This is a genomic window from Zetaproteobacteria bacterium (assembly GCA_003696765.1).
Lineage (GTDB): Bacteria > Pseudomonadota > Zetaproteobacteria > Mariprofundales > J009 > RFFX01.
Window position 1 is genome coordinate 66,281 of record RFFX01000005.1, and the last position, 25,125, is coordinate 91,405.

Genomic DNA, 25,125 nt, shown 5'->3' on the forward strand with positions numbered 1-25,125 from the left:
GCGGCGATGCAGTTCGGCTTCTCCCCCTATGCGCTCCGGCCGGTGGCCGTCGCCGCCCTCGCCTTGTGGCTCGCCCTGCTCGCCGACGGCCGCCGCCCCTTCGCATTGAGCTACGCCTTCGGCTTCGGCTGGTTCGGCATCGGCTCCTGGTGGCTGGCACCCACCTTCCACCACTACGGCCACCTGCCGTGGCCGCTCGCCATTGCCGCCCAGTCGCTGGCCGGCGGGGTGCTGGCCCTCTTCCCGGCGCTGCTCGGCTGGTCGGCGGTGCGTCTGGCCGGTGGTCGGCGCAGCGCGCTGCTGCTGCTGATCGCCCCGCTTACCCCGATCGAGGAGTGGTTGCGCGGCCATCTCTTCACCGGCCTGCCGTGGACCGGCCTCGGACTGCTCACCCTCGATACGCCGTGGATCGGCTGGGGGCAGATCGTCGGCGGGCTGGGGCTCGGCATCGTCCCGGTCATGCTGGCCGCGGCCGCCGCCGGCCTGCTCCACCACACCACCCGCCGCACGGCGGCCGCCCTGCTCGCCGCGGCGTTGCTGCTTACCGCCACCGCGCCCGCAATCGGCGTGCCGGCCGCGCCCGCGCTGCGTGTCGCGCTGATCCAGCCGAACATCCCCCAGGATGTGAAATGGGACCGCGACTGGCTGGTCACCACCATGCGGCGGCTACTCGGCCACTCCGCGCAGGCGGCGGATGCCGACCTGCTGGTCTGGCCGGAGGCGGCAACCCCCTTCTTCCTCTCCGATGCGCCGGGCTGGCGACAGGCGCTGGCCAGTGCGGTCACGCGCTGGCACACGCCACTGCTCTTCGGCGGCCTCAAGCGCACCGCGCACGACGGCGCGGCCAACGGCGCCTGGCTGATGCGCCCCGGGGATGCGCCGCCCCGCTTCGTCGGCAAACACCATCTGGTCCCCTTCGGCGAGTATGTGCCGGCATGGCTCCCCTGGCTGCACACGCTGGTGCCGGAGATCGGCGACTTCCGCCCGACACACGATCGCGGCGTGCTCGCCGTCGACGACCGGATCAGGATCGGCGTGTTGATCTGCTACGAATCGATCTTCGCCGACGAGATGCGCCGGCGCATCGCCGGCGGCGCCGACCTGCTGGCAGTGCTGACCAACGACGCCTGGTACGGCCGCTCGCCCGCAGCCTGGCAGCATCTCGAGGCGGCGCGCATGCGCGCGGTGGAGAGCGAGCGCTTCGTGCTGCGCGCGGCCAACACCGGCGTCTCGGCGATCATCGCCCCCGACGGCGCCATCCGCGCCACGACCGACTGGTGGCGGCAGGCCACGGTCACGGGCACGGCGGTGCCGATCGGGCGCGTCACCCCCTACTGCCGGCTGGGCGACGCCCCGCTGCTGGCTGCAGCGCTGCTGATGGTCGTCGTCACCACATGGCGATTTCGCAGCCGCACCGTAGCATCGCCCGCTTGACCGAACCCACACCGGTTTGCACCGCAAGCCTATGGAGACGATGGTTTCGCAAGAAACCACCATCGCGGCCACGGACGGTCGTACAAAACGGGAGCCCGCGCATACAAGCTGCTGTTTTGTAAGGGAACAGAAGAGCGCGTTCTTCGATCCCCGTCGAGCAAAAAGTCCACGGACGAACTTTTTGCGATCTGATCAACGGAGCCCATATCATGAACCCGAAAACCCGACTGCTGGCGCTGACCGCGGCGCTGGCCATCGCCGGCTGTAACCAGCCGACCGAATCGACCGCCCGCGACAGCGACGGTCACCACAAACCGGCAACCACCGGCACCGCTGCTGCAGCCGCGCCGGTCAAGCTGGAGGGTGAGGCGAGCAGGTTCAGCTACGCCGTCGGCCTCAACTTCGGCCGCTCGCTGGAGCACTTCCCGGTGCCGCTGGACAAGGCGGCGCTGCTCGCCGCCATCGAGACGGCGATCGAGCACAAAAAGCCGCTGCTCTCGCCGCAGGAGGCACGGGAGACCATCCGCGCGGTCGTGAACAAGGCTCAGCAGCGGGCGCAGGCGCAGCGCAGCGCGCTGGCGGAGAAGAACCGGAAGGCGGGGGAGGCGTTCCTCGCCGCCAACCGCAAGAAGGAGGGGGTGCACACCACCCCCAGCGGCCTGCAATACCAGATCCTGCGCGAAGGCGACGGCCCATCGCCCAAGGCGACCGACACGGTCCGGGTCCACTACAAGGGGACGCTGCTCGACGGCACGGTGTTCGACTCCTCCTACGCACGAGGCAAGCCCGCCACCTTCCCGCTCAACGGGGTGATCAAGGGATGGACCGAGGGGCTGCAACTGGCCAAGGTGGGCGGCAGGATCCGCCTCTTCATCCCGCCGGAGCTGGCCTACGGCGCTCATGGCGCCGGCGACAGGATCGGCCCCAACCAGACGCTGATCTTCGATGTCGAGCTGCTCGGGATTGAGTAGTGATCTCCTCGCAAAAAGTCCGTCCGTGGACTTTTTGCTTGACGGGGATCGAAGAGCGCGGTCTTCGATCCCCTTACAAATCCGTCGGTTGCATACGCAACCTCCGGATTTGCGCTGCCGTCCATGGCCGCGATGATGGTTTCTTGCGAAACCATCAGTAGTGACGGATCGGGAGGGCGCCGTCAGCCCAGGCCGGCGGCGGCGATCTTCGATCTCGACGGCACGCTGGTCGACGCCCTGCCCGACATCCGGGCCAACATCAACCGGGCGCTGGCCGCCCTCGGCTACGACCGACGGCTGGACATGGAGGAGACCCGGCCGCTGGTCGGCGGCGGCGCGCGCAATCTGGCCGCCTCGATCCTCGGCAAGGGGATCGACGCGCCGGAGACCGAAGCGCTCTACCAGCGCTTCTGCGCCATCTACGCCCACCATCCGGCGGAACTGAGCCGCCCGTTCGACGGGGTGATCGAGACGCTGACGGCGCTGAAGGAGCGCGGCGTGCGGCTGGCCTGCGTCACCGCCAAGCCGGCCGTCGCCCGGGTGGCGGTACTCGATGCGCTGGCGCTCTCCCCGCTGTTCGACGCCGCCCTCTCGCCGGAGGAGGGCTTCCCCACCAAACCGGCCCCCGACATGCTGCTCGCCAGCTGCCGGATCATGGGGGTGGCGCCGGAGCGGGCCATCATGGTCGGCGATACCCGCTACGACCTCGAGGCGGGGCTGGCCGCCGGCTGCCACACCACCATCCACATCAGCCACGGCTACCAGCCGCTTCCGGACGACCTGCGCGGGCGGGTGATGGCCATCGACCACTTCCGCCAGCTGCTGCCGCTCTTTTCGGGGTGAGCCGCGCGCGCGCGGAGCGGCCGAGCGGTCTCTACGCCATCCTGCCCGCCGATCTGCCGACCGAGCGGATGGAGGCGATGGCGGCGGCGGCGCTGGCCGGCGGGGTGCGCTGGCTGCAGCTGCGCGACAAGAAGCAGGGCTTCAGGCGGGCCTGCAGGCGGGCGAAGCGGCTTGCCGCCCTCTGTGCCGATCACGACGCGCGGCTGATCGTCAACGACTCCATCGCCGTCGCCGCCGAAGCCGGTGCCTGCGGTGTCCACCTCGGTCGGGACGAGCTGCCCGGCTGGCAGGAGATCGACCGGGCGCACGAGCAGGGGCTGATCGTCGGCGTCACCTGCCGCGGCAATGCCCAGTGGGCGCAGGCGGCAGCAGCCGGTGGCGCCGACTACCTCTCCTTCGGTGCCATCTTCCCCACCCACAGCAAGCCGGAGGTGCCGACCATCGGCATCGCCCGACTGGCCAAGGCACGCCGGCTCTTTCCCGATGCGGTCATCGTGGCCATCGGCGGCATCGACGCCGACAACATCGTGCAGATCAAGCAGGCCGGCGCCGATGCCGCCGCACTCATCTCCGGCATCTTCGCCGCCGGGTCGATCACCGAACGGGCCCGGCTGCTCGACACCCTGTGGCGCGCTGCCTGACCATCGGCGGCAGCGACAGCTCGGGCGGCGCCGGCATCGAGGCCGACCTGGCCATCTTCCGCGACGCCGGCGTGGCCGGCTGCACCACCATCACCGCACTGACCGCCCAGCACGCCGGTGCCATCCTCCGCATCTCGCCCACCACCCCCGAGCAGATCACGGCCAGCCTGCAGGCGACAGCCGAAGCAGGCCCGGTGGCGGCGATCAAGACCGGCATGCTGGCCGGAGCAGCCCAGCTGCACGCGCTCTGCGACGGGCTGGCCCGCTGGTTCGCCGACGCCCCGCTGATCGTCGATCCGGTGCTGGTGGCCAGCTCCGGCCGACGGCTGCTTGATGGCGAGGCGCTGCCGCTGCTCCGCGCCCGGCTCCTGCCGCGTGCCACCGTGATCACCCCCAACCTGGAGGAGGCCGCCGTGCTCGACGGGGAGCCGGTCACCGATCCGGCGGCCTGCGCGCGGCGGCTGGCCGACCGTTTCGGCTGCACGGTGCTGCTCAAGGGGGGGCACGGCGACAAGGAGGAGCAAGTGGTCGACCGGCTGGCCCGCCCCGGCGCTCCGGTGCAGGCCTTTGCCTTCCCTCGCCGCCGGCTTACTCCGGTCGCCGCCCACGGCACCGGCTGCCGCTACGCCGCCGCCGTCACCGCCGCCATCGCCCGGGGCATCGCGCCGGCCGAGGCGGCCCCCATCGCCCACCGCGCCGCCGTCGACGGCATCTGGCGGCGCGACTAGCCTGCGCGCAATGGCCGACCATCTGATGGAAAACTACGCCCGTCTTCCCATCGCGCCGGTGCGCGGCCGCGGCTGCCGGCTGGAGGATGCGCGCGGGCAAAGCTGGCTCGACTTCACCGCCGGCATCGCCGTCAACACCCTGGGCCACGCCCACCCGGCGCTCACCCGCGCCATCGCCGAACAGGCCGGACGGCTGCTGCACTGCTCCAACCTCTACCGCATCCCGCAGCAGGAGGAGCTGGCCGCACGGCTGGCCGCCGCATCAACGCTGGAGCGCGCCTTCTTCTGCAACTCCGGCGCCGAGGCCAACGAGGCGGCGATCAAGTTGGCCCGCCGCTTCTTCCACCAGCAGGGGCAATCGCGCCGGACGATCATCACCGCGCTCGGCTCGTTCCACGGCCGCACACTGGCCACCATCGCCGCCACCGGGCAGGAGAAGGTCAAGCAGGGCTTCGACCCGCTGCCGCCGGGCTTCGTCCATGTGCCGTTCAACGATCTGGCGGCGCTGGAGCAAGCGGTGGACGACACCACGGCGGCGGTGATGCTGGAGCCGATCCAGGGCGAGGGCGGCGTGCGTCCGGCCGCTCCCGACTACCTCGCCGGGGTGCGCGCGCTGTGCGACCGCCACGGCATCCTGCTGATCCTCGATGAGGTGCAGACCGGCATCGGTCGTACCGGCACCATGTTCGCCTTTGCGCAAGCGAAGATCCGCCCCGACATCCTGACGCTGGCCAAGGGGCTGGGCGGCGGCGTGCCGATCGGCGCCATGCTGGCCGGCGAGGAGGTGGCCCGTGCCTTCACCCCCGGCAGCCACGGCTCGACCTTCGGCGGCAACCCACTGGCCTGCGCCGCCGCCTGCTGCGTGCTCGACCAGATCGACCGGCTTGGGCTGCTCGCCCACTGCCGGACGATGGGGGCGCGCCTGCGGCAGGGGCTGGAGCGGATCGCGGCAACGGCGCCGGCGGGAATGCCGATGGAGGTGCGCGGCCGCGGGCTGCTGCTCGGCCTCGACTGCGGCCGCCCGGTCGCCCCGATCATCGACGCCGCCCGGGCGCGCGGGCTGCTGCTGGTCGCCGCCGGCCCCGAAGTGATCCGGCTGATCCCGCCGCTGATCATCACCGAAGAGGAGATCGACCAGGCGCTGGCCATCCTCGCCGCCGCGCTGGATGATGCGAGCCGAACCAAGGAGTAGCAGCACCCATGAACCACTTTCTGCAACTGAGCGACATCGACCGGGATCAGGGTCAGTGGCTGCTGGTGCGTGCCGCAGAACTCAAACGGCTGCAGCGGCGGAACGAGCCCCACCGCACCCTCGAAGGCAAGGTGCTGGGCATGATCTTCGACAAGGCGAGCACCCGCACCCGGGTGGCGTTCGAGACCGGCATGTTCCAGCTCGGCGGCCACGCCATCTTCCTCCACGCCAGCACCAGCCAGCTCGGCCGGGGCGAGCCGGTGGAGGACAGCGCCCGCGTCCTCTCCTCGATGGTCGATGCCATCTGCATCCGCACCTTCGCCCACGAGACGCTGCGTCGCTTCGCCGACTACTCCTCGGTGCCGGTGATCAACGCACTGACCGACTACATCCACCCCTGCCAGATCCTCGCCGATGTGATGACCTTCGAGCAGCACCGGGGCAACATCAGCGGCAGGAGGGTGGCCTGGATCGGCGACGGCAACAACATGGCCCACGCCTGGATCGACGGCGCGCCGATCTTCGGCTACCGGCTGCGACTGGCCTGCCCGCCGGGCTACCTGCCCGATGCGGCGCTGATCGATCGCGCCTGCGCCCGCGGGGCGGAGGTGGAGCTGGTCGAACACCCCGCCGAGGCGGCCGAGGGGGCCGATCTGGTCACCACCGATGTCTGGGCCTCGATGGGGCAGGAGGAGGAGCGGCAACAGCGGGCGGCAGCCTTCGCCGGCTACCGGGTCGACGGCCCGCTGATGGCCCGGGCCAGGCCGACGGCACTGTTCATGCACTGCCTGCCGGCCCACCGCGGCGAGGAGGTGGCCGCCGAGGTGATCGACGGGCCGCAGTCGGTGGTGTGGGACGAGGCGGAGAACCGCCTGCACAGCCAGAAGGCGCTGCTCGAGATGTTGCTGCTGTAAGTCGAGGGCGCCGCGCGCCCCCGCCCCCGCCGGAGGCCCCCCTCAGCGCAGCGGCGTCACCCGCAGCCGCCCCTCGCCGTCGACCGTGATGCGGAAGCGCCGGCCGTTGCTGCAGGTCGCCTCAACCTCCCTGCCGCCGTCGGACCGGCTGCGGCGGGTCAGGTCATGGACCACCCGGCCGGGGCAGTCGTAGCCGCGCAGCTTGATGGTGGTGGCGACATCCTCCTCCTCACGCACCGCCTGCGCGGCGACCGGCGCCAGGATGGGCACGGCGCCGAGCAGCAACCAGACCATCCTCCATCGTCTCATCCACATGATCACACCGCAACCACTCCCTCCATGGACTGTTTGCTCAACGGCGATCGCAAGGCTACGCCCTCGATCCCCGAACACCGCGCAGCCCTCCGTGGCCGCGGATCCCCCGGCCGGCCGGGGCGTCAGCCCCCAGACCGGGCATCGGCGACCAGGCTGTGCCAGATCGCCTCGCGGGCCCGGTAGATGTCGCGCGCCAGCGCCGGATCCTCGTCGAGCAGGGCGAGGATCTTGAGCACCAGCCCGTCGAACTCCCGCCGCAGCGTATGCGCGATCCGCCCGCGTTCGCCCGCCGCCCGTGCATGCTCGATCCGCCGGCGCAGATCGAGCACGTCCGACCGGAGCGCGAGCTTGGTGAAGAAGCCGATCGCCGGCGTCGCCTTGAGCCGGGCGACCAGCCGATCGAGATCGATCGCCGACCCGTAGGGATCGGCGGGGGTCGCATAGGGTGCCCGCACCGGTGCCCTGCTGCTGTAGGGGTCGGCGGCCTCCGGCCCCGTCCGCGCCGCCGACCCCGGCGGAGGGCAGAGCGCGAGCGCGCAAAACAGGAGGGCGGCCGCCGGCACCCCCGCCGCCCTCCGACTCCGCCCCACCTCAGCCACCCTGCCCCCTCCGGCCGGCGTACCAGAGCACCCCGCTTCCCGCCAGCCCCGAGAGGAGCGAGCCGACCATGATCCCCGCCCGCTCGTCGACCACCGCCTCCATCCCCTGCTCGAAGGCGAGCGATCCGATGAAGAGGCTCATGGTGAAGCCGATGCCGCAGAGCAGCGCGATGCCGTAGAGCTGCAGCCAGTCCGCCCGCTCGGGCAGCCCGGCCAGCCCCAGCCGGACGGCAAGCCAGCTTCCGCCGAAGACACCGATCTGGTTGCCGAAGAAGAGCCCGCAGGCGATGCCGAGCGAGACCGGATGCAACAGCATCCCCGGAGCGAGCGCGGCCAGGGGGATGCCGGCGTTGGCGAAGGCGAAGAAGGGGAGCACCCCGAAGGTGACCCACGGATGGAGCCGCCGCTCCAGCCGCCGGAGCAGCCCCTCCCGCCCATTCCCCCGCAGCGGGATGAAGAGGGCGACGACCACTCCGGCCAGGGTGGCGTGGACCCCCGATTTGAGCACCGACACCCAGAGGATCAGGCCGATCGCGAGATAGGGGCCGACCGTAGCCCGCCCGTGCCGGTTGAGCCACCACAACCCGCCCACCGCCGCGGCGCAGACGGCCAGCGCGCCGACCGAGAGGGCGCCGGAGTAGAAGAGGGCGATGATGACGATCGCCCCCAGATCGTCGACGATGGCCAGCGCCATCAGGAAGAGCTTCAGCGACCGCGGCACACGCCGACCGAGCAGCGCCAGCACCCCCAGCGCGAAGGCGATGTCGGTGGCCGAGGGTATCGCCCAGCCGCGCAACGCCGAGGGATCGGCGTGGTTGACCGCGGCATAGATCGCCGCAGGCATCGCCATGCCGCCGACGGCGGCGACCACCGGCAGCATCAGCCGCGACGGCCGTGAGAGGGAGCCTTCTACCACCTCGCGCTTGAGCTCCAGCCCGATGAGGAAGAAGAAGAGGGCCATCAGCCCGTCGTTGACCCACAACAGGAGCGGCTTGGCGATCTCCAGCGCGCCGACGCGCAGCGCCACCGGGGTGTCGAGCAGGGCGTCGTAGAGGAAGGCGACCGGCGAGTTCTTCATCGCCACGGCGGCCAGCGCGGCGAGGAAGAGGAGGATGCCGCCGGAGGACTCCAACGCGAGAAACCGCCGCAACCCGCCCGTCACCGCCGCCCCCCCTCCCGCCGAGCGCCGTCGTCCGCCGCCGACCCGCCGAGATCGAGCTGACAGATGTGGCGGCGCAGCGCCAGGATCCGCCCGGCGCTCATCGACAGCTCGTCGATCCCCATCCGCAGCAAGGTAGCGCTCCACTCCGGCACCGCGGCCAGCTCACCACAGATGGAAATCGGAATCCCCGCCCCGACCGCCGCCTCGGCGGCCATGGCGATCAACCGCCGCACCGCCGGATGGTCGGCGATGGGAAGACCGTCGGCGAAGACCTCCTCGTCGCTGCGGTCGACGGCCAGCGTGTACTGGATCAGGTCGTTGGAACCGATGGAGAAGAAATCGGAGACCACGGCCAGCTCGCGCGCGATCAGCACCGCGGCCGGCACCTCGATCATCGCGCCGACCGGCAGTTCGGGATGGAGCCCCAACGCCGCCATCTCCTCCACCAGCGCGGCGCGCAACGCCTCCATCTGCGCGACGTGGGTCACCATCGGGACCAGCAGCCGCACCCGCCGCCCGGCGGCGGCGCAGCGGATGATCGCCCGCAGTTGCGGACGCAGCAGCTGCGGGGCGCGCAACAGCAGCCGGATGCCGCGCAGTCCCAGCGCCGGATTCTCGCCATGGCGGCGGTATCCATCCTCCCGCCGGAAGGCGGGCAGCTTGTCGGCGCCGAGATCGAGCAGCCGGATGGTCACCGGCTTCTCCCCGATGGCGTCGAGGAAGCGGCGGTAGAAGGCGTACTGCTCCTCCTCGTCCGGGGCGGTGCGGGCGGTGAGGAAGGCGAACTCGGTACGCAACAGACCGATCCCATCGCACCCCACCCGCAAGGCCGCCTCCATCTCCTGCGGGAACTCCACGTTGCACATCAGCCGCACCCGCCGGCCGTCGCAGGTGACCGTCTCCTGGCCGGCATAGGTGGCCAGCCGCGCCACCGCCCGGCCCATCGCGCTGCGAAAGCGGCGGTAATGGATCAGGTCGTGGGCGTCGGGGTGGAGGATCCAGCAGCCGCGCTCACCGTCGAGGATCACCCCGTCGCCGTCGCAAGCCTCACCGAAGGCGTCGCGATCGATGCCGACCAGTGCAGGCAGCCCGATGCCGCGGGTCATGACGATGACGTGGCTGTTGGCCCCGCCGGAGAGGGAGATGATCCCGGCCACCCCGCGCCGCCACCAGGTGACGACGTCGGGCAGCGGCAGCTCCTCGGCGACGAGCACCGTCGCCGCGCCCTCCTGCTCCTGCGGCTGCTCCCCGCCGTCCCCCTCCCCGGTGAGATGGGCGATGATCCTGCCGCCGGCATGGTCGAGCTGGGTGCGCACCTCCTGCAGGGAGGGCTCCCCGCGCCCGGTGTCGAAGACAGGCACCATCCGCTCGATCGCGCAATGGATCCCCCAATGGGCGTTGCGCCGCTCTCCGACAATCTGGCGGGTGACCGCCTCGATGAACGCCCGATCCTCGAGCAGCAGCAGGTGGGCCCTGAGCAGCAGCGCCGGATTGCCGTCGGCCACCTGCTCCAGCGCCTGTAGCTCCTGCTCCACCTGGGAGACCGCCGCCCGGCGCGCCGCCTCGAAACGGGCCAGCTCCCGATCGACCGCGGCGGGATCGACCCGGTAGCGCGGTGCCCGCCGCTGCAGGGGGCCGATGCGCCGCACCCGCCCGATCACCACCCCGCTGCTGGCGGCGACCGCCCGCCCCTCCCGCCGCCGCGGCGCGGGATCGCTCACGCGCCCCCCTCCCCGCCGCCACACCCCGCCGCGCGGGCCCCGGAGGAGCAGGCTGCGTTCACGCCTCCTCCCCGAAGCGGTCGGCGATCAGCCCGGCCAGGGCCGTCACCGCCGCCTCGGCATCGTCGCCCCGCGCGGTGAGGGTCAACCGCTCCCCCTTGGCCGCAGCCAGCATCATCACCCCGAGGATGCTCTTGCCGTTGACGCAGACCCCCCCCTTGGTGATGGAGATCTCGCTGCGGAAGCGGTTGCTCAGGGCCACCAGCTTCGCCGACGCACGGGCATGCAACCCCAGCCTGTTGCCGATGGTCACCTCCACCCGATGCTCTCCGCCGGCTGAGCCCACCCGACGCTACCCGCCGCTCCGGGAGAGGAGCGTGGAGGCCGGACAGAGATAGCGCCGGCCGCCGGCCACCCCCTTTCGCGCCACCCGCTCCGGCCCGCCGCGCCCGCCGCGTTCGCTGGCCATGGCGATCAACGCCGGCAGGGAGATGCCGGAGACCACCTCCACCCGCCCCGGATCGAGCAGGCCGAGGGCGATGTTGCACGGCGTGCCGCCGAACATGTCGGCGCAGACGATCACCCCGTCGCCGCCGTCACAGCGATCCACGGCGGCGGTGAGCGCCCGGCCCACCTCCTCCGGATCGTCGTCGGGTGCCACGTTGATGTACTCCATCGCGGATTGCGGCCCCAGCACATGTTCGACGGCGCAAAAGAGCGCCTCGGGCAACCGCCCGTGGCCGACGATGACGATGCCGACCACCGCTAGCCCGCCGCCTGCAGCGTGCGTTGCCGCCCCAGCTCACGGTGGCGCACCACACAGGGGAGCCACGCATCGGGACGCTCCGCCATCCAGCCGGCGAGCTCCTCGACGACGAAGACCGAGCGGTGGCGCCCGCCGCTGCAGCCGACCGCCAGCGTGAAGTGGCGCTTGCGCTCGCGCTCCATCTGCGGCCGGATCATGGTCAGCCACCCCATCATCCGGTCGAGCAGCGCCGCCGTCTGGGGCTGGCCGCGCAGGAAGGCGGCCACCTCCCGATCGGCACCGGTCAGCCGGGCCATCCCCTCCTCGTAATGGGGGTTGGGCAGGAAGCGGACGTCGACCACCATGTCCGCCTCCTGCGGCAGGCCGCGTTGATAGCTGAAGGAGACCAGCGTGGTGAGCAGCTGCGGCGTCGCCGAGCCGCCGTCGTGGTTGCGCTGCCAGAACTGCTGCACCAGATCGGCCAGCTCGTAGGGGTTGAGGCCGCTGCTGTCGAGTAGCTGCGTCGCGCGCCGGCGCAACGGCTCCAGCGCATCCCGCTCCCGGGCGATCGCCTCGTCCACCGGGACGGCGGGGGCGAAGGGGTGGGTGCGGCGCACGGTGGAGAAGCGGCGCAGCAGCGACTGGGCATCCGCCTCGATGAAGAGCAGCAGCCAGTCGGGGTGGGCATCCATCTGGCGGCCGAGGTCGTCCAGCAGCAGCCGGGTCGACTCGGCGCTGCGCACATCGACGCAGACGGCGGCGTGCTCGTGGTTGCGCAGCGCGACGCGCGCCCACTCCTCGAGCAGCTCCGGCGGCAGGTTGTCGGTGCAGAAGAGCCCCTCATCCTCCAGCGTGTGCAGCGCCGTGCTCTTGCCGGCGCCGGAGAGGCCGGAGACGATGATCAGCATGGGCAACGATGGGTGCGCAAGAATCCGTCATCCGCGACCGGGACGATCACGCAACACGGAAGCCTGCGCATGCATCCTACTGTTTTGTAAGGAGATCGAAAGGCGCGAACCTCGATCGCCGCCGAGCCAACCCACCATGGACGAACGTTTTGCGATTCCATCGACGATCACCCCGCCGGAGCATCCGACGGCTGCGCTGTGCCCGCTCCGATGCGCCGCCGAAGCGCCTCGTTGAAGGCGCGGTTGCTGTCCACCCCGCTCAGCTTGAGCAGCCGGTTGCGCGCCGCCACCTCCACCAGGATGGCCATCGACCGGCCGGGGCGGATCGGCAACCGCGTCCGCGCCACCTCCACGCCGTGCAGCTCGATGGTGTCGTCGGCCGGCGCCAGCCGCTCCTCTTCGGAGAAGTCGTCCCAGTGGACCAGCTCCACCACCAGCTGCAGCCGCTTGGTCGGCGTCACCGAGCCGGCGCCGAAGAGGCTGCGGATGTCGATCACCCCCATCCCGCGGATCTCCATGAACCCGCGCAGCGCCTCCGGGCTGCGCCCGACCAGCACGTCGGCCCCCTCGCGCGCCAGTTGCACCACATCGTCGGCGATGAGGCGGTGGCCGCGCGCCACCAGCTCGAGGCCGATCTCGCTCTTGCCGATGCCGCTCGCACCGATCAGCAGCACGCCGAGGCCGAAGATGTCGAGGTAGACGCCGTGCTGGTGGATCACCGGCGCCAGCCGGTGGGAGAGGAGCAGCGTCATGTCGGTCATGAACCGACCGGAGCTCATCGGGGTGACCAGCAGCGGGGTGTCGGTCGCCTCGGCGGCGCGCCGGATCACCTCGGGCGGCTCCACACCGCGGGTGATCACCACCCCGGCGAGCCGCAGCGCGAAGGTGGCCTCCACCACCTCGCGCCGCCGCTCTGGGCTCAGCGTCTGGAGGAAGGCGAGCTCGGTGTTGCCGATCACCTGCAACCGGTAATCGTGCAGGTTGCAGAGAAAACCGGCGAAGGCGAGCGACGGCTTCTGGATGCGTGGATGATCGATGTAGCGCCCCAACCCCTGTGCACCGGCGATGAGGCGCAGCTGCATCGTCCCGCCCCAGCGCTCCAGCAGCTCGCGCATGGTGATGCGCTGCGGCGTGGGGGTGGGCGGCGGCGCCTCCATCTCACTCCTCCCGGAAGAGGGCGCTCACCTCCTCCGGATCCTCCAGCTCCATCAGCCGCCGGCGCAGATCGGCGCTCTGCAGCCGGCGCGCCAGCCGGGCCAGCAGATCGAGGTGGCCGCGGTCGTCGTCGTCGGGGACCAGCAGCAGCACCACCAGGTGGACCGGCCGACCGTCGATGGCGTCGAAATCGATCCCGCGGCGGTGGCGCAACAGCACCACCACCGGCCGGGTCAACCCCGGCATCCGGCAGTGGGGCAGCGCCACCCCGTGGCCGATGCCGGTACTGCCGAGCCGCTCCCGCGCCATGACCAGCTCCATCACCTGATCGGGATCCATTGACTTCAGCCGCCCGATCATCTCGGAGAGCGCCGCCCGCTTGCTGCCTGCGCGGGAGTCGAGGATCACGTTCTCCGGTGCGATCACCGGCCGCATCTCCCCCTGTCGACGCGGAGGCGGTGCGGCTGGAGCGGGACCATCCCCCTACTCCAGCTCCGGCTCCAGACAGCTGATCGTGCCGTCGCCATGGCGGTAGAGGATGTTGAGCTTGTTGGTGGTGATGTTGTTGAAGACCAGCAGATGGTTGTGTTCGCCCAGCTCGAGCCGCATCACCGCCTCGTCCACGTCCATCGGCTCGGCATGGATCACCTCGTGCTGCACCGTCTCCGGCAGATGATCCTCGGCCAGCTCCTCGTCGGCGGGGGGGCGCAGCACCTTGCGCGACACCGCCACCCGCCGTCCGGCGCGGCGCCCCTCCCCCCGCTTCTGATGCTTGCGCAGCTTGGCGCGGTAGCGCTTGAGCTGGCGGTTGATCTTGTCGATGGCGCCGTCGATCGAGGCGTACATGTCCTCGGTCTCCTTGCTGGCGTTGATCACGATGTTGTTGGCCTGGATGGTCACCTCGCAGTAGTGGCGGAAGCGGTCGACCCGCAGCACCACCCGGACATCGACGACGTAGTCGAAGGAGTGCTTCAGATGGCCCAGCTTCTCATGGACATAGGCCTTGAGCGGCTCGGTCAGCTCCACGTTGCGTCCGGTGATCGATATGTTCATTCGGTTCTCCTTGGTTCTGGTTCGTCGGTCCCAATCCGATCGCGAAAGGCCCCTCCGTGGGCCGGGTCTCCCTGCCCGCCGGACTCGCGGGAAGCCGGCGGACGACGGTTACGCCGGCGAACGCGCCCGCGCCCGCTTGCGCTGGCTGCTGGTCGGCAGCCCCATCTGTTCACGATACTTGGCCACCGTCCGACGGGCGATCTCGATCCCCTCGGCCTGCAACCGCTCGGCCATCGCCTGATCGGAGATGGGGCGGTCCGGCGGCTCGGAGGCGATCAACGCCCGGATGCGCTGCATCACCCGATAAACCGAGATCGACCCGCCGCCGCGGGTGGGCAGCCCGGGCGAGAAGAAGCGGCGCATGTCGATCAATCCGATCGGGGTCTGGGCGTACTTACCGTTGGTCACCCGGGAGACGGTCGATTCGTGCAGCCCCACCTCCTCGGCCACGTCCTGCAGGGTGAGCGGCTTGATCCCGATCATCCCGTACTCGAGGAATGCGCGTTGACGGCGCGCCAGGACCAGCCCGACCTTCAACAGGCTCTCCTTGCGCTGCTCGAGCGCGTAGAGAAGCCACTTGGCCTCGTTTCTGGCGGCATCCATGAAGGCGCGGTCGGCCCCCTGCCACTTCCGCCCCTGCCACCGATCGTTGATGGTGATGCCGCGCCAACCGCTGTCGGGCACCTCCACCTCGATCTCGCGCTGGGCGTTGATCCGGAAGATCAGCTCCGGCTTGATATAGACCGGAGCATGGCCGCGCATGCCGTGACCGGGGAAGGGGTCGAGCCGCTTGAGCCGGGCGCGGGCGGCGGCGACCTGCTGCGGCGTCAGCCCGACGCGCCCGGCCAGCGTCTCGTCCGGATCCATCAGGTGGTCGGCGGCGTCGAGCAGCAACCGGCGCGCCCAGCCGTCGACCGCACGCTCCCCCAACTGCAGCAACAGGCACTCCAGCGGATCGCGGGCGCCGATCCCCGCCGGCTCCAGCTGATGGACCACCTCCTCGAGCACCGCATGGACCCGCTCCGGGGTGGTGCCGGCCGCCTCGGCCAACGCGGCGCCGTCGTCACGGTAGTAGCCATCCTCGTCGAGGGAGTCGATCAGCATGTGGGCGATGGCGCGCGCATCTTCCTGCATCGGCTCGCGGTCGATCTGCTCGTGCAGAGATTCGCTCAACGACTGCTCACGCCGGATCTGCGCCTCGCGCTCCTCGTCGAATCCGCCGCCGCCATAGCGGTAGAGCGTCTCCCAGCGATCATCGCCCGACCCGCCCACCGGCAGAGGCTCGTCGGCCGCCTCCTCCAGGGAGAGGAGCTCCTCCCCGCCCCCCCGCTCCTCAGCCTCCAAGAGCGGATTGGTCTCCAGAAGCTGCTCGATGTAGTGGTCGAGCTCGACCGCATTCATGGCCAGCAGCTTGAGGCTCTGGGTGAGCTGCGGCGTCAGGGCCAGATGCTGGCCCAGCTTCTGGTGGACCGAGGTCCGCACCGCCGCCATCAACGGCGCTCCACCGGGGGGAGGGGGGTCACGACGGCCGAACCGGCGGCGCCGCGCGGGCGATCACTCCGAGGCGTCGCCGGAGCCCCGGCCGGCGAGCAGCCGCTGCAGCGCACCGCTGTCGAACATCTCGCGCACGATGTCACACCCGCCGATGAAGTTGCCGTCGACATAGAGCTGGGGGATGGTCGGCCAGTCGGCATACTCCTTGACCCCCTGCCGCACGGCGTCGTCGAGCAGCACGTTGACCGCGACGTAGTCACACCCCAGATGGTCGAGGATCGCCGCCACCTGCTGCGAATAGCCGCACTGGGGGAACTCCGGTGTCCCCTTCATGAACAGCACGATGCGGTTCTCCTTGACCAGACGGTCGATCTTCTCCTGAATCCCCATCGCGAATCCCGTCACAACAAGCCCGTCCGTGGCCCCATCTCCCGGGCGGGTCCGCTGCGCGCATCCTGCCGGCGCCGGATCTGTACCACCCCCGCCCAAGTCCTACGGCCGAATCATACCATCGCACGGCCGCAAACGCGACGGCCGAACGCGCCCACTCAACGGCGGCGCAGCTTCGCGCCGAGCACCGCCAGCACCGCCGCGCCGTCCCGGGCGATGCCGAAGGCGGCCGGAATCGACACCAGCGTGATCACCGTCGAGAAGAGCAACCCCCAGGAGAGGGCCAGCGCCATCGGCGCCACGAAGGGATCGAAGCCCCCCCAGCCGTAGGCGGTGGGCAGCAGCCCGACGACGGTGGTGATCGCGGTAAGCAGCACCGCCCGCAGTCGCCGCTTGCCCGCCTCCACCACCGCCTCGCGCCAGGGAACCCCCTGGGCGAGCAGCCGCTGGAAGAAGACCGCCATCACCAGCGAGTTGTTGACCACCACCCCGGTCAGGGCGACGAACCCCATCATGGCCATGAAGGAGAGCGGCTCGCCGTGGAGGAAGAAGCCGACGACGATGCCGATCAGGCCAAAGGGGATGGCCAGCATGACCAGAATCGGATACCCCAGGCTGTCAAACTGCACCGCCAGGATGACGAAGATGCCGAACAGCGCGAAGAAGAAGCTGAAGACCAGCCCGCGCACACTCTCCTCGCTGCGCTCCTGCTCGCCGCCGAAATGGGCGTGCACCGCCCGGTCCGCCCCGATCCACGCCGCCTGCTCCGCCCTGATGCGCGCGTTGAGCGCCTTGGAGGTGAGCACCTTGGGATCGACTTCGGCCGAGACATCGACGATGCGCCGCCCGTCCTTGTGGCGGATGGTGGTCGCCCCCCGCGCCTGCTCCAGCCGCGCGATGCGGGAGAGCGGCACCAGCCCGCCGCGCCGGTTGGGAATCTCCAGCTCCATCAGCGTCTTCATGTCGTGCTGCAACGCGTCGGGGTAGCGGATGGTGACATCGCGCTCCTCGCGTGTATTGCGGATGGTGGAGACGCGCAGGCCGTCGAAGGCGGCCTTGATGTGCAGCGCCACCGTGGCCAGATCGACGCCGGCGTAGGCCGCCTTCGCCCGATCGAGCACCACGTGGTACTCGGGATCGCCCCCCTCCAGATCGCTCTCGACGGCCAGCGTGCCGGGGATGGCGCGCAGCCGCGCCATCAGCCGCCGCGCCACCCGCGCCCGGGCGGCCTCGTCGCCGCCGGAGAGCTCCACCTGCAGCGCCCGCCCCACCGGCGGCCCCGGCTTCATCATGGCGAAGCTGATCCGCGCCTCGGGGAAGAGGGGCGGCACCTCGCGCTGGATGCGGTCCATCACACTGTAGGCGGAGACGGTACGCTCGGTGAACGGCGTCAGGATCACCCGCACGAAGCCGAAACGGTCGCCCACCTGCTTCATCGTCTCGCGCTGATCCGCGCTGTTCTCGCCGGCGATCAGGGTGGTGGTCTCCAGGATCTTCGGATCGACCCTCTTGCGCACCTCGGTCTCGATGCGGGAGAGCAGCCGGTAGTTCTCCTCCAGCGTGGTGCCGACCGGTGCATCGACCCGCAGATAGAACTGGCTCTCCGCCCCCGAGGGGAAGAGCTGGAACTTCATGTGGGCGGCAAGCGCCAGCGCGGCGGCCAGACCGGCGAACGAGAGCAGGATGGTCAGGTAGCGCCAACGTACGGCCAGCTCCAGCAGACGGCCGTAACGCTCCACCAGCCAGAGGAAGAGCGCCCGCTCCTTCGGGTGGCGGTCGGGATTGACCACGTCACGGATGTGGTTGGGCAGGATGAGGATCGCCTCCAACCAGGAGAAGAGGAGCAACACCACCACCACTACCGGAATCGAGTAGATGAACTTGCCGATGATGCCGTCCATGTGCATCAGCGGCAGAAAGGCGACGATGGTGGTCAGGACGGTGGAACTCACCGGGCCGAGCAGCTCGCAGGTTCCGTGCACCGCCGCCCGTTCCGGCTTCACCCCCTGCTCCATGTGCCAGGTGACATTCTCACCGATGATGATCGCGTCATCGACCATCAGGCCGAGCACCATGATGAAGCCGAACATGGTCAGGAGGTTGAGCGTCACCCCGTGCAGGTAGAGCGCCAGCAGGCCGGAGAAGAAGATGATCGGCAGCCCCCAGGCGGTGGTCAGCGCCACACCGGGGCGGAGGAAAAGCATCAGCACCAGCAGCACCAGCACCAAACCGATGGCGCCGTTGCTGGTCAGCACCCCGAGCCTGAGCCGGGTGATGAGCGAGAAGTCATTATAGGTGCGCACCTGCACGCCGTAGCGCGCCGGCACCCTCTTCAGATAGGCCTTGACCCGGTCGACCAGGTTGATGATGTCGGCATCCCCCTTCTTGAGGACGATCATGTTGATCGCCGGCCGCCCCATCGCCGCGATCATCCGCTGCGGCCGCACCAGCGCGGTGGTGACGGCGGCCACATCGCCCAGGCGCAGCACGTCGCCGCGGTCGTTGGCACGCAACACCAGCCCCGCGGCGTCGGCGGCGTCCTTCAGCTCCCCGGTGATGCGCAGCACCCGCTGCCCCGCATCCAGCTTGATCCGGCCGCCGGGGGCGTTGACGTTCCATCCTTGGATCAGCCGCTGCACATCGGCGATCGAGACCCGGTTGGCCGCCATCTTCTCCGGGTCGAGCACGATGCGGATCTCCTCCTTGCGCCCCCCCTGTACCAGCACCTTCGATACCCCGGGGATGTCGCGCAGATCGTCCTCCACCGCATCGGCCACCCGCTTGAGCGCCAGCTCATCCATGTCGGCGAAGAGGGTGAGCGACAACACCGGCGCCTGCTCCGACTTGACCTCGGTGATCGTCGGGTCGGCGGGAAGATCGGCCGGCAACTGGGCGCGGTTGATCGCCTGCTGGATGTCGGAGACCAGCCGCGAACGGTCTTGATAGTCGGGATCGACCTGGATGGTGATCACCATCGAACCGGGATAGGCGGAGGAGTGGATCTCGTCGATGCCGTCGATCCCCTTGAGTTCCTGCTCGATCGGATCGACCAGTTGCAACTCGACCTCGCCGGGCGCGGCCCCCGGCCAGGCGGCGCTGATGACGATCACATCGAAGTTGACGCTGGGGAAGGCCTCGCGCTGGATGGAGCGTGCTGCGTAGATGCCGCCGGAGAGCAACAGCAGCGAGACCAGGTTGACCAGCAGCCCACGCCGGACGAAGAAGGCGATGATCGGTTGCATCATTCCGCGGCGGCGCGCCCCCCGCTCCGATCCTCGTCGAACCGGGCCACCACCGGCCAGTCGCCGCGGGCCAGCTTGAGCTGGTATTCGGCCAGCCGCAGCGCCTCGCGCTGCAGCGCCTGCTGCAGTTCGGCGCGGCGTAGATCCCCCTCGAACTGGATGACGGTGGCGGTGTCGCTGCGGCCGGCGCGGTAGCGCGCCATCTCGGCGGCGAACTTGCGCCGCTCGGCGGCCACCTGCATCGCATGGCCGTGCAGCAGCTTGCGCCCACTGGCGATGCGCGTGCGGATGGCAGCCAGATCGTCCCCCACCTTGCGCGCGGCCTGGGCGATCTGCGCCTCGACCTGCTCCCGCTGCAGCTCCGCCCGGCGCACCGCCCCCTCCGCCGCATGGCCGCCGATCTCGTCGGAGAACTCGATCGAGAGCTGTGCGAAGCGGTGGCTGAGCGACAGGCCGGAGCGGAAGGCCCGCTCGAAGCGACCCTCCTGCGCCCGTGTCCCCACCTGGGCGACCAGATCGAGCTGCGGCCGATCCTCGGCCCGGGCGAGGGCCAGCGCGGCGTCGGCGGCGGCCAGTTGCGCCTGCAGCATGCGGAACTCCGGCCGATGGCGGCGGGCGATCCGCTCGAGCTCGGCCAGCGGCGGCGGGGAGGAGGGAGCCCCCCCATCGACCAGGACGAGCCGCGTCGGCGGCCGATCGCTCCCCAGCAGCCGCTGCAACACCACCCGGCTGGCCGCCAGCGCCGCCTCCGCCTGAGCAAGCTCGGTGGTACGGGTCGCCAGCAACGCCTCGCTCTGCAACCGGTCGGCCGGCTCGATCAGGCCGAACGCCTCACGATGGCGTTGGTAGCGCAACAGCTTGCGGGCGCGGTCGCGGGCGTCGCGGGCCAGCCGTACCTGGATGCGGTCGATCCGCTGCTGGAAGAAGGCGGCCACCACCTGACCGGCAAGCTGATGGCGCACCACCGAAATCCGCCAGCGGTCGGCCTCCTCGGAGGCGCGGTTGCGCGCCAGCTGTTCGTGGTAGTCGGGGTTGCCCCGCCCTTTGAGCAACCGCTTGCGCCAGGAGAAGTCGACCTGGCTCTGGTAGAGCGGATTGAGCGACGGCTGGAAGGCCTGCGGCAGCGAGGCGGGAAACTTCTGCCGGTCGCGCACCATCGCAAAGCCGACGCCGACCCTATCGCCGTTCTCCAGCGGCTGGTCGTAGCGGTAGCCGAACTGAATGTCGGTGATCTGCCGGGCGGCGAAGGGGCTGACGGTGCGGATGCGGCTGTCCGATGCGGCGGCGGTCAGCCCCAGACGACCGTCCAGCATACCCTCCAGCTGCAGCCGCACCGCCTGATCGAGCAGCGGCGCCAATCGGGCCAGGGTGATGTCGGGGTGGCGGCGCAACGCCTGCTCCACCGCCTCTTCCAGCGACAGCGCGTGCGCGCTGAGGGGAAGCAACACCATGACCAGCAGTCGGAATAACACGCGGCGATGCTAGTGGCCCCGCACCACCGCCGCCAATGCCGCCCGCTAGGATCACATCACACCAGCCAGCGGGTCAGCGGCATGATCGCCCCATTGGCCGGCGGCAGCTGCGCGGCCTCGACCGCCGCCGGATCGAACCAGGCCCAGGCCGACTCCCCCCGCACCCGTTCCGCCGGGCCGCACATCCGGGCGGCAAAGAGCGTGAAGGCAAGCCGTCCGGGCGCAGCGCCCCCCCTCCCCCCGTAGTCGTAGCGCCAGCGGTGGCAGAGCCGCCACCCATCCGCCCGCACCCCGCACTCCTCGAAGAGCTCGCGCCGGGCGCAGGCCAGCGCCGACTCCCCCGCCCGCTGCTTGCCGCCGGGCAGTGACCAGAGCCCGGCGCAGTGTTTCCGCGGCGGCCGCCTGAGCAGCAGCACCCGCCCGGCCCCGTCGCAGAGCAGCACCAGTGAGACGCGCCGCTCAGGCGCCATCCCCTTCCAGCGCCCCGCCGCAGCTCGACCCCTGACCGGCGGTACAGCCATAGCAGTGGTCGAGCACCCGGATCGGCGCGCCGCACACCGCCTGCGGGTCGACCTGCGACAGGTGGATGTTGCTTCCGCCGCCGAGCCCGGCCGGCAGCCCGAGCATCTGGTTGAAATCGCAGTCGTAGACCATCCCCTGCCAGTCGATGCTCAACTGGCCGCGACACATCACCGCATCGAGGTTGTCCGGTCGGAAGGCGGCGTGGAGCAGCGCCATGTAGTCGTCGAATCCCTGCCGGGAGAGCAGCGTGCTGCCGAAACGGCGGATCGGCATGTTGGTGATGACGAAGAGCCGATCGAACGCGATACCGTAGCGGGCGCCCAGCTCCTCCTTGTAGCGCGCCTCCAACCCCTTCTGCTCCGGCGGCAGCACCGCCCCCTGCGGATTGTAGACCAGGTTGAGCCGCAGATCGCCGCCCCGGCCGTAGCCCAATGCATTGAGCCGCCGCAGCACGCGGATACTGGCATCGAAGACCCCGACCCCGCGCTGACGGTCGACATTCTCCGGCAGATAGCAAGGCAGCGAGGCGACGATCTCCACCCCGCAATCGGCCAGAAAGCGCGCGGTCTGCTCCTGCCCCGGCTCCTCCAGCACGGTCAGGTTGCAGCGGTCGACCACCCGCACTCCCTGCCGCCGCGCCGCGGTGACCAGTCGGCGGAACAGCGGATGGAGCTCCGGGGCGCCGCCGGTCAGATCGAGGGTGTCGATGGCCGCCGAGGCGAGGAAGTCGATCACCACCGCGACATTCTCCGGGCTCATCATCTCCTGACGATGGGGGCCGGCGGCGACATGGCAGTGGCGGCAGCGCTGGTTGCAGCGGTAGCCGAGATTGACCTGCAGCGTGCGCAACTCCTCCCGCGCGATGGTCGGAAAGCCGATGCGGTTGAGATGGGGCAGGGTTTCAATCATAGATGATGGAATCGCAAAAAGTCCCTCCGTGGACTTTTTGCTCGACGAGAATAGAAGAACGCAACCGTCCTGGTCGCGGATGACGGCTTCTGGCGACACCGGCGGCAGCGGATCACCACACCCCCATCCGTGGATCGGTCGCTTGGTCGTACAAGGCGGCCCGTTCTTTCACCCACCACCCCGGCGCGCCTCGATCCCCTCCTCGGCGAGCAGGGCGATCACCCGCGCGCAGTGGTCGCCCTGGATCTCGATGGTGCCGTTCTTCACCGTGCCGCCGCTGCCGATCGCCGCCTTGAGTCGTTTGGCCTGCGCCTTCAGCGCATCCGGAGCGGCACGCAGCCCCAGCACCACCGTCACCTCCTTGCCGCCGCGCCCCTTCTTCTCGCGCCGCACCACCACCCCGCCGCCGGGCACCGCCGCCGGCGCGGCATCGACCTTGCGCCGCCGCTTGCGGGCTACGCGCCCCGTCTCCGTGGAATAGACCAACACCCGATCTTCCATGGCCTGCGCCTCCTTGCATTCGCTCCCGACCGCGCCAAGCTTACGGGGGGGAAGCTCCCCGCACCAACCTTCCCGCGCTGGCGCGATCCCCACATCCCCGATTCCCGTCGTGCAAAAGGTCCATGGACGGACGTTTTGCGATGCAATCATTCAGGAGCCCTTCGTGACCGACGCCATCCTCTCCATCCTCGACGAATCCCGCACCTTCCCTCCGCCGGAGTCGAACGACGCCAACGTCCGCGGCTTCGATCAGTATCGAGCGCTGCGCGCCCGCTTCGACGCCGACTTCTTCGGCACCTGGTCCGAGCTGGCCCGGGAGCACCTGCGCTGGCAACAGCCCTTCACCCAGGTGCTGAACGACCTCAACCCGCCCTTCTACCGCTGGTTCGACGACGGCACGCTCAATGTGTGCGACAACTGCCTCGACCGCCATGTGGAGGCCGGCCTGGGCGAGCGCACCGCGATCCTGTGGGAGGGTGAAGCGGGAGAGGTGCGCCGCATCAGCTACCGCAGCCTGCTCGAAGAGGTCTGCCGCGCGGCCAACGGACTGCGCGCGCTGGGCATCGGCAAGGGCGATCGGGTGGTGCTCTACATGCCGATGATCCCGCAGGCGGCGGTGGCCATGCTGGCCTGCGCCCGCATCGGCGCCATCCACTCGGTGGTCTTCGGCGCCTTCGCCCCGAATGCGCTGCGCGAGCGGATCGAGGATACCGGCGCCCGGCTGGTGATCACCGCCGACGGCGGCCGGCGACGCGGCGGCGTGCATGCGCTCAAGCCCAATGTCGATGCGGCGCTGGCCGAGGGGTGCCCCTCGGTGGAACGGGTGGTGGTGGTGCGCCACGCCGGCAACGCAATCGACTGGAACGAGGCGCGCGATCTCGACTGGCAATCGTTGCTGGAGCAGCAGCCCGCCCACTGTCCGGCCGAGGCGATGGAGGCGGAGCATCCGCTCTTCATCCTCTACACCTCCGGCTCCACCGGCAAGCCCAAGGGGATCGTCCACGCCAGCGGCGGCTACCTGCTGTGGGCGCGGCTGACCATGCTGTGGAGCTTCGACTTCCACCCCGGGCGCGACCTGTTCTGGTGCACCGCCGACATCGGTTGGATCACCGGCCACACCTACTCGGTCTACGGCCCGCTGGCCTGCGGCGGCACCACCCTGCTCTACGAAGGGGTGCCCACCTGGCCCGATCCGGGGCGGCTGTGGAAGATCTGCGCCGACCACGGCGTCACCATCTTCTACACCGCCCCCACCGCCATCCGCGCCCTGATCAAGGCCGGCGACCAGTGGCCGAAGCGGCACGACCTCTCCCGCCTGCGGGTGCTGGGCACGGTGGGCGAGCCGATCAACCCCGAGGCGTGGATCTGGTACCATCGGGTGATCGGCGGCGGCCGCTGCCCGATCGTCGACACCTGGTGGCAGACCGAGACCGGCGGCCACATGATCAGCCCGCTGCCTTTCGCCACCACCCTCAAGCCGGGCTCGGCGACCCGACCGCTGCCCGGCATCTACGCATCGGTGCTCGACAGCTCCGGCCGCCCCGTGCGCGAGGGGGGCGGGCTGCTGGCCATCACCAAACCCTGGCCGTCGATGCTGCGCACCATCTGGGGGGACGATCGGCGCTACGTCGAGACCTACTGGCGCCGCTTCGGCGGCCGGTACTACTTCGCCGGCGACGGCGCGCGCATCGATGGCGACGGCGACTTCTGGATCATGGGCCGGGTCGACGATGTGCTCAACGTCTCCGGACACCGGCTGGGGACGATGGAGATCGAGTCGGCGCTGGTCTCACATCCGGCGGTGGCCGAAGCGGCGGTGGTCGGCCGCCCCGACGAGATCAAGGGGGAGGCGATCTTCGCCTTCGTCGTCCTCAAGCAGGAGGAGGGGGACGACGCGCTCAAACAGGAGCTGCGCCGCCATGTGGCCGAGGAGATCGGCCCCATCGCCAAACCCGACGAGATCCGCTTCGCCCACGGCCTGCCCAAGACCCGCTCGGGCAAGATCATGCGCCGGCTGCTGCGCGACATCGCCGCAGGCCGCGAGATCAAGCAGGACATCTCCACCCTGGAGGACCTCGGTGTGGTCGAGCACCTGCGTGACGACGGACGCAAGCCATGATGGTTTCGCAAGAAACCATCATCGCGACCATGGAGGGTCGCGCAAATCCGGAGGTTGCAGACGCAACCGACGGATTTGTAAGGGGATCGAAGACC

General features: G+C 70.2%; 25 protein-coding genes. 8 read left to right on the forward strand and 17 right to left on the reverse strand.

Going from position 1 to position 25,125, the window contains the following annotated elements; all coding sequences use genetic code 11:
- Window positions 1–6 precede the first annotated feature (6 nt).
- The 7 genes from lnt to argF all read left to right on the forward strand — a co-directional run bounded on the left by lnt (window position 7) and on the right by argF (window position 6,723).
- Window positions 7–1,434: an apolipoprotein N-acyltransferase gene (lnt, locus tag D6682_00875; GenBank protein RMH52913.1), complete on the forward strand. Its 1,428-nt coding sequence runs from the start codon at window positions 7–9 to the stop codon at window positions 1,432–1,434.
- A 209-nt stretch (window positions 1,435–1,643) separates the two neighbouring features.
- Complete coding sequence (locus tag D6682_00880) at window positions 1,644–2,405, forward strand: FKBP-type peptidyl-prolyl cis-trans isomerase (protein RMH52881.1); 762 nt, start codon at window positions 1,644–1,646, stop codon at window positions 2,403–2,405.
- Between the two features lie 135 nt (window positions 2,406–2,540).
- Window positions 2,541–3,248, forward strand: a complete 708-nt coding sequence (locus tag D6682_00885) for an HAD family hydrolase (protein ID RMH52914.1) — start codon at window positions 2,541–2,543, stop codon at window positions 3,246–3,248.
- A 68-nt stretch (window positions 3,249–3,316) separates the two neighbouring features.
- Window positions 3,317–3,889 (forward strand): thiamine phosphate synthase, encoded by a 573-nt coding sequence (thiE, locus tag D6682_00890; protein ID RMH52915.1) that lies wholly within the window; start codon window positions 3,317–3,319, stop codon window positions 3,887–3,889.
- Complete coding sequence (locus tag D6682_00895) at window positions 3,874–4,617, forward strand: bifunctional hydroxymethylpyrimidine kinase/phosphomethylpyrimidine kinase (GenBank protein RMH52882.1); 744 nt, start codon at window positions 3,874–3,876, stop codon at window positions 4,615–4,617. The genes thiE and D6682_00895 overlap by 16 nt, the downstream gene beginning before the upstream one ends.
- A gap of 10 nt (window positions 4,618–4,627) precedes the next feature.
- The gene (locus tag D6682_00900) at window positions 4,628–5,809 is read left to right on the forward strand and encodes an acetylornithine transaminase (GenBank protein ID RMH52883.1); all 1,182 of its coding nucleotides are present in this window, start codon (window positions 4,628–4,630) and stop codon (window positions 5,807–5,809) included.
- Window positions 5,810–5,817: 8 nt separating this feature from the next.
- The gene (argF, locus tag D6682_00905) at window positions 5,818–6,723 is read left to right on the forward strand and encodes an ornithine carbamoyltransferase (GenBank protein ID RMH52884.1); all 906 of its coding nucleotides are present in this window, start codon (window positions 5,818–5,820) and stop codon (window positions 6,721–6,723) included.
- 42 nt (window positions 6,724–6,765) lie between these two features.
- Here the strand turns inward: argF and D6682_00910 are convergent, their stop codons facing one another.
- The 17 genes from D6682_00910 to D6682_00990 form a co-directional block, all read right to left on the reverse strand.
- Window positions 6,766–7,017, reverse strand: coding sequence for a hypothetical protein (locus D6682_00910; GenBank protein RMH52885.1), 252 nt, complete (start codon window positions 7,015–7,017; stop codon window positions 6,766–6,768).
- A 143-nt stretch (window positions 7,018–7,160) separates the two neighbouring features.
- Entirely contained in the window at window positions 7,161–7,493 is a 333-nt protein-coding gene (locus D6682_00915) for a hypothetical protein (protein RMH52886.1), read from the reverse strand.
- 136 nt (window positions 7,494–7,629) lie between these two features.
- Complete coding sequence (nhaA, locus tag D6682_00920) at window positions 7,630–8,799, reverse strand: Na+/H+ antiporter NhaA (protein ID RMH52887.1); 1,170 nt, start codon at window positions 8,797–8,799, stop codon at window positions 7,630–7,632.
- Window positions 8,796–10,571, reverse strand: a complete 1,776-nt coding sequence (gene ptsP, locus D6682_00925) for a phosphoenolpyruvate--protein phosphotransferase (protein ID RMH52888.1) — start codon at window positions 10,569–10,571, stop codon at window positions 8,796–8,798. Before ptsP ends, nhaA begins: the two co-directional genes overlap by 4 nt.
- Window positions 10,572–10,578: 7 nt before the next feature.
- Complete coding sequence (locus D6682_00930) at window positions 10,579–10,866, reverse strand: HPr family phosphocarrier protein (GenBank protein ID RMH52889.1); 288 nt, start codon at window positions 10,864–10,866, stop codon at window positions 10,579–10,581.
- 6 nt (window positions 10,867–10,872) lie between these two features.
- Window positions 10,873–11,283, reverse strand: coding sequence for a PTS fructose transporter subunit IIA (locus D6682_00935; GenBank protein RMH52890.1), 411 nt, complete (start codon window positions 11,281–11,283; stop codon window positions 10,873–10,875).
- A 2-nt stretch (window positions 11,284–11,285) separates the two neighbouring features.
- The gene (gene rapZ, locus D6682_00940) at window positions 11,286–12,170 is read right to left on the reverse strand and encodes an RNase adapter RapZ (protein ID RMH52916.1); all 885 of its coding nucleotides are present in this window, start codon (window positions 12,168–12,170) and stop codon (window positions 11,286–11,288) included.
- A gap of 170 nt (window positions 12,171–12,340) precedes the next feature.
- The gene (hprK, locus tag D6682_00945) at window positions 12,341–13,330 is read right to left on the reverse strand and encodes an HPr(Ser) kinase/phosphatase (protein ID RMH52891.1); all 990 of its coding nucleotides are present in this window, start codon (window positions 13,328–13,330) and stop codon (window positions 12,341–12,343) included.
- Between the two features lies 1 nt (window position 13,331).
- Complete coding sequence (locus tag D6682_00950; protein RMH52892.1) at window positions 13,332–13,763, reverse strand: PTS sugar transporter subunit IIA; 432 nt, start codon at window positions 13,761–13,763, stop codon at window positions 13,332–13,334.
- Between the two features lie 48 nt (window positions 13,764–13,811).
- A complete protein-coding gene (gene raiA, locus D6682_00955; GenBank protein RMH52893.1) occupies window positions 13,812–14,381 on the reverse strand; it encodes a ribosome-associated translation inhibitor RaiA in 570 nt (189 codons plus the stop codon).
- Between the two features lie 108 nt (window positions 14,382–14,489).
- Window positions 14,490–15,863: an RNA polymerase sigma-54 factor gene (gene rpoN / locus D6682_00960; protein RMH52917.1), complete on the reverse strand. Its 1,374-nt coding sequence runs from the start codon at window positions 15,861–15,863 to the stop codon at window positions 14,490–14,492.
- Window positions 15,864–15,935: 72 nt separating this feature from the next.
- Complete coding sequence (grxD, locus tag D6682_00965; GenBank protein RMH52894.1) at window positions 15,936–16,265, reverse strand: Grx4 family monothiol glutaredoxin; 330 nt, start codon at window positions 16,263–16,265, stop codon at window positions 15,936–15,938.
- Between the two features lie 158 nt (window positions 16,266–16,423).
- Entirely contained in the window at window positions 16,424–19,507 is a 3,084-nt protein-coding gene (locus D6682_00970; protein RMH52895.1) for an efflux RND transporter permease subunit, read from the reverse strand.
- Entirely contained in the window at window positions 19,507–20,958 is a 1,452-nt protein-coding gene (locus tag D6682_00975; GenBank protein RMH52896.1) for a TolC family protein, read from the reverse strand. Before D6682_00975 ends, D6682_00970 begins: the two co-directional genes overlap by 1 nt.
- Before the next feature lie 77 nt (window positions 20,959–21,035).
- Complete coding sequence (locus tag D6682_00980; protein RMH52897.1) at window positions 21,036–21,500, reverse strand: NUDIX domain-containing protein; 465 nt, start codon at window positions 21,498–21,500, stop codon at window positions 21,036–21,038.
- Window positions 21,439–22,410, reverse strand: a complete 972-nt coding sequence (locus D6682_00985) for a radical SAM/Cys-rich domain protein (GenBank protein ID RMH52898.1) — start codon at window positions 22,408–22,410, stop codon at window positions 21,439–21,441. Before D6682_00985 ends, D6682_00980 begins: the two co-directional genes overlap by 62 nt.
- Window positions 22,411–22,578: 168 nt before the next feature.
- On the reverse strand, window positions 22,579–22,911 hold the full coding sequence (locus D6682_00990; GenBank protein ID RMH52899.1) for a stress response translation initiation inhibitor YciH: 333 nt from the start codon (window positions 22,909–22,911) through the stop codon (window positions 22,579–22,581).
- Here D6682_00990 and acs point away from each other — a divergent pair.
- A complete protein-coding gene (acs, locus tag D6682_00995; GenBank protein RMH52900.1) occupies window positions 22,910–25,030 on the forward strand; it encodes an acetate--CoA ligase in 2,121 nt (706 codons plus the stop codon). The genes D6682_00990 and acs overlap by 2 nt on opposite strands.
- The last annotated feature ends 95 nt before the right edge of the window (window positions 25,031–25,125 follow it).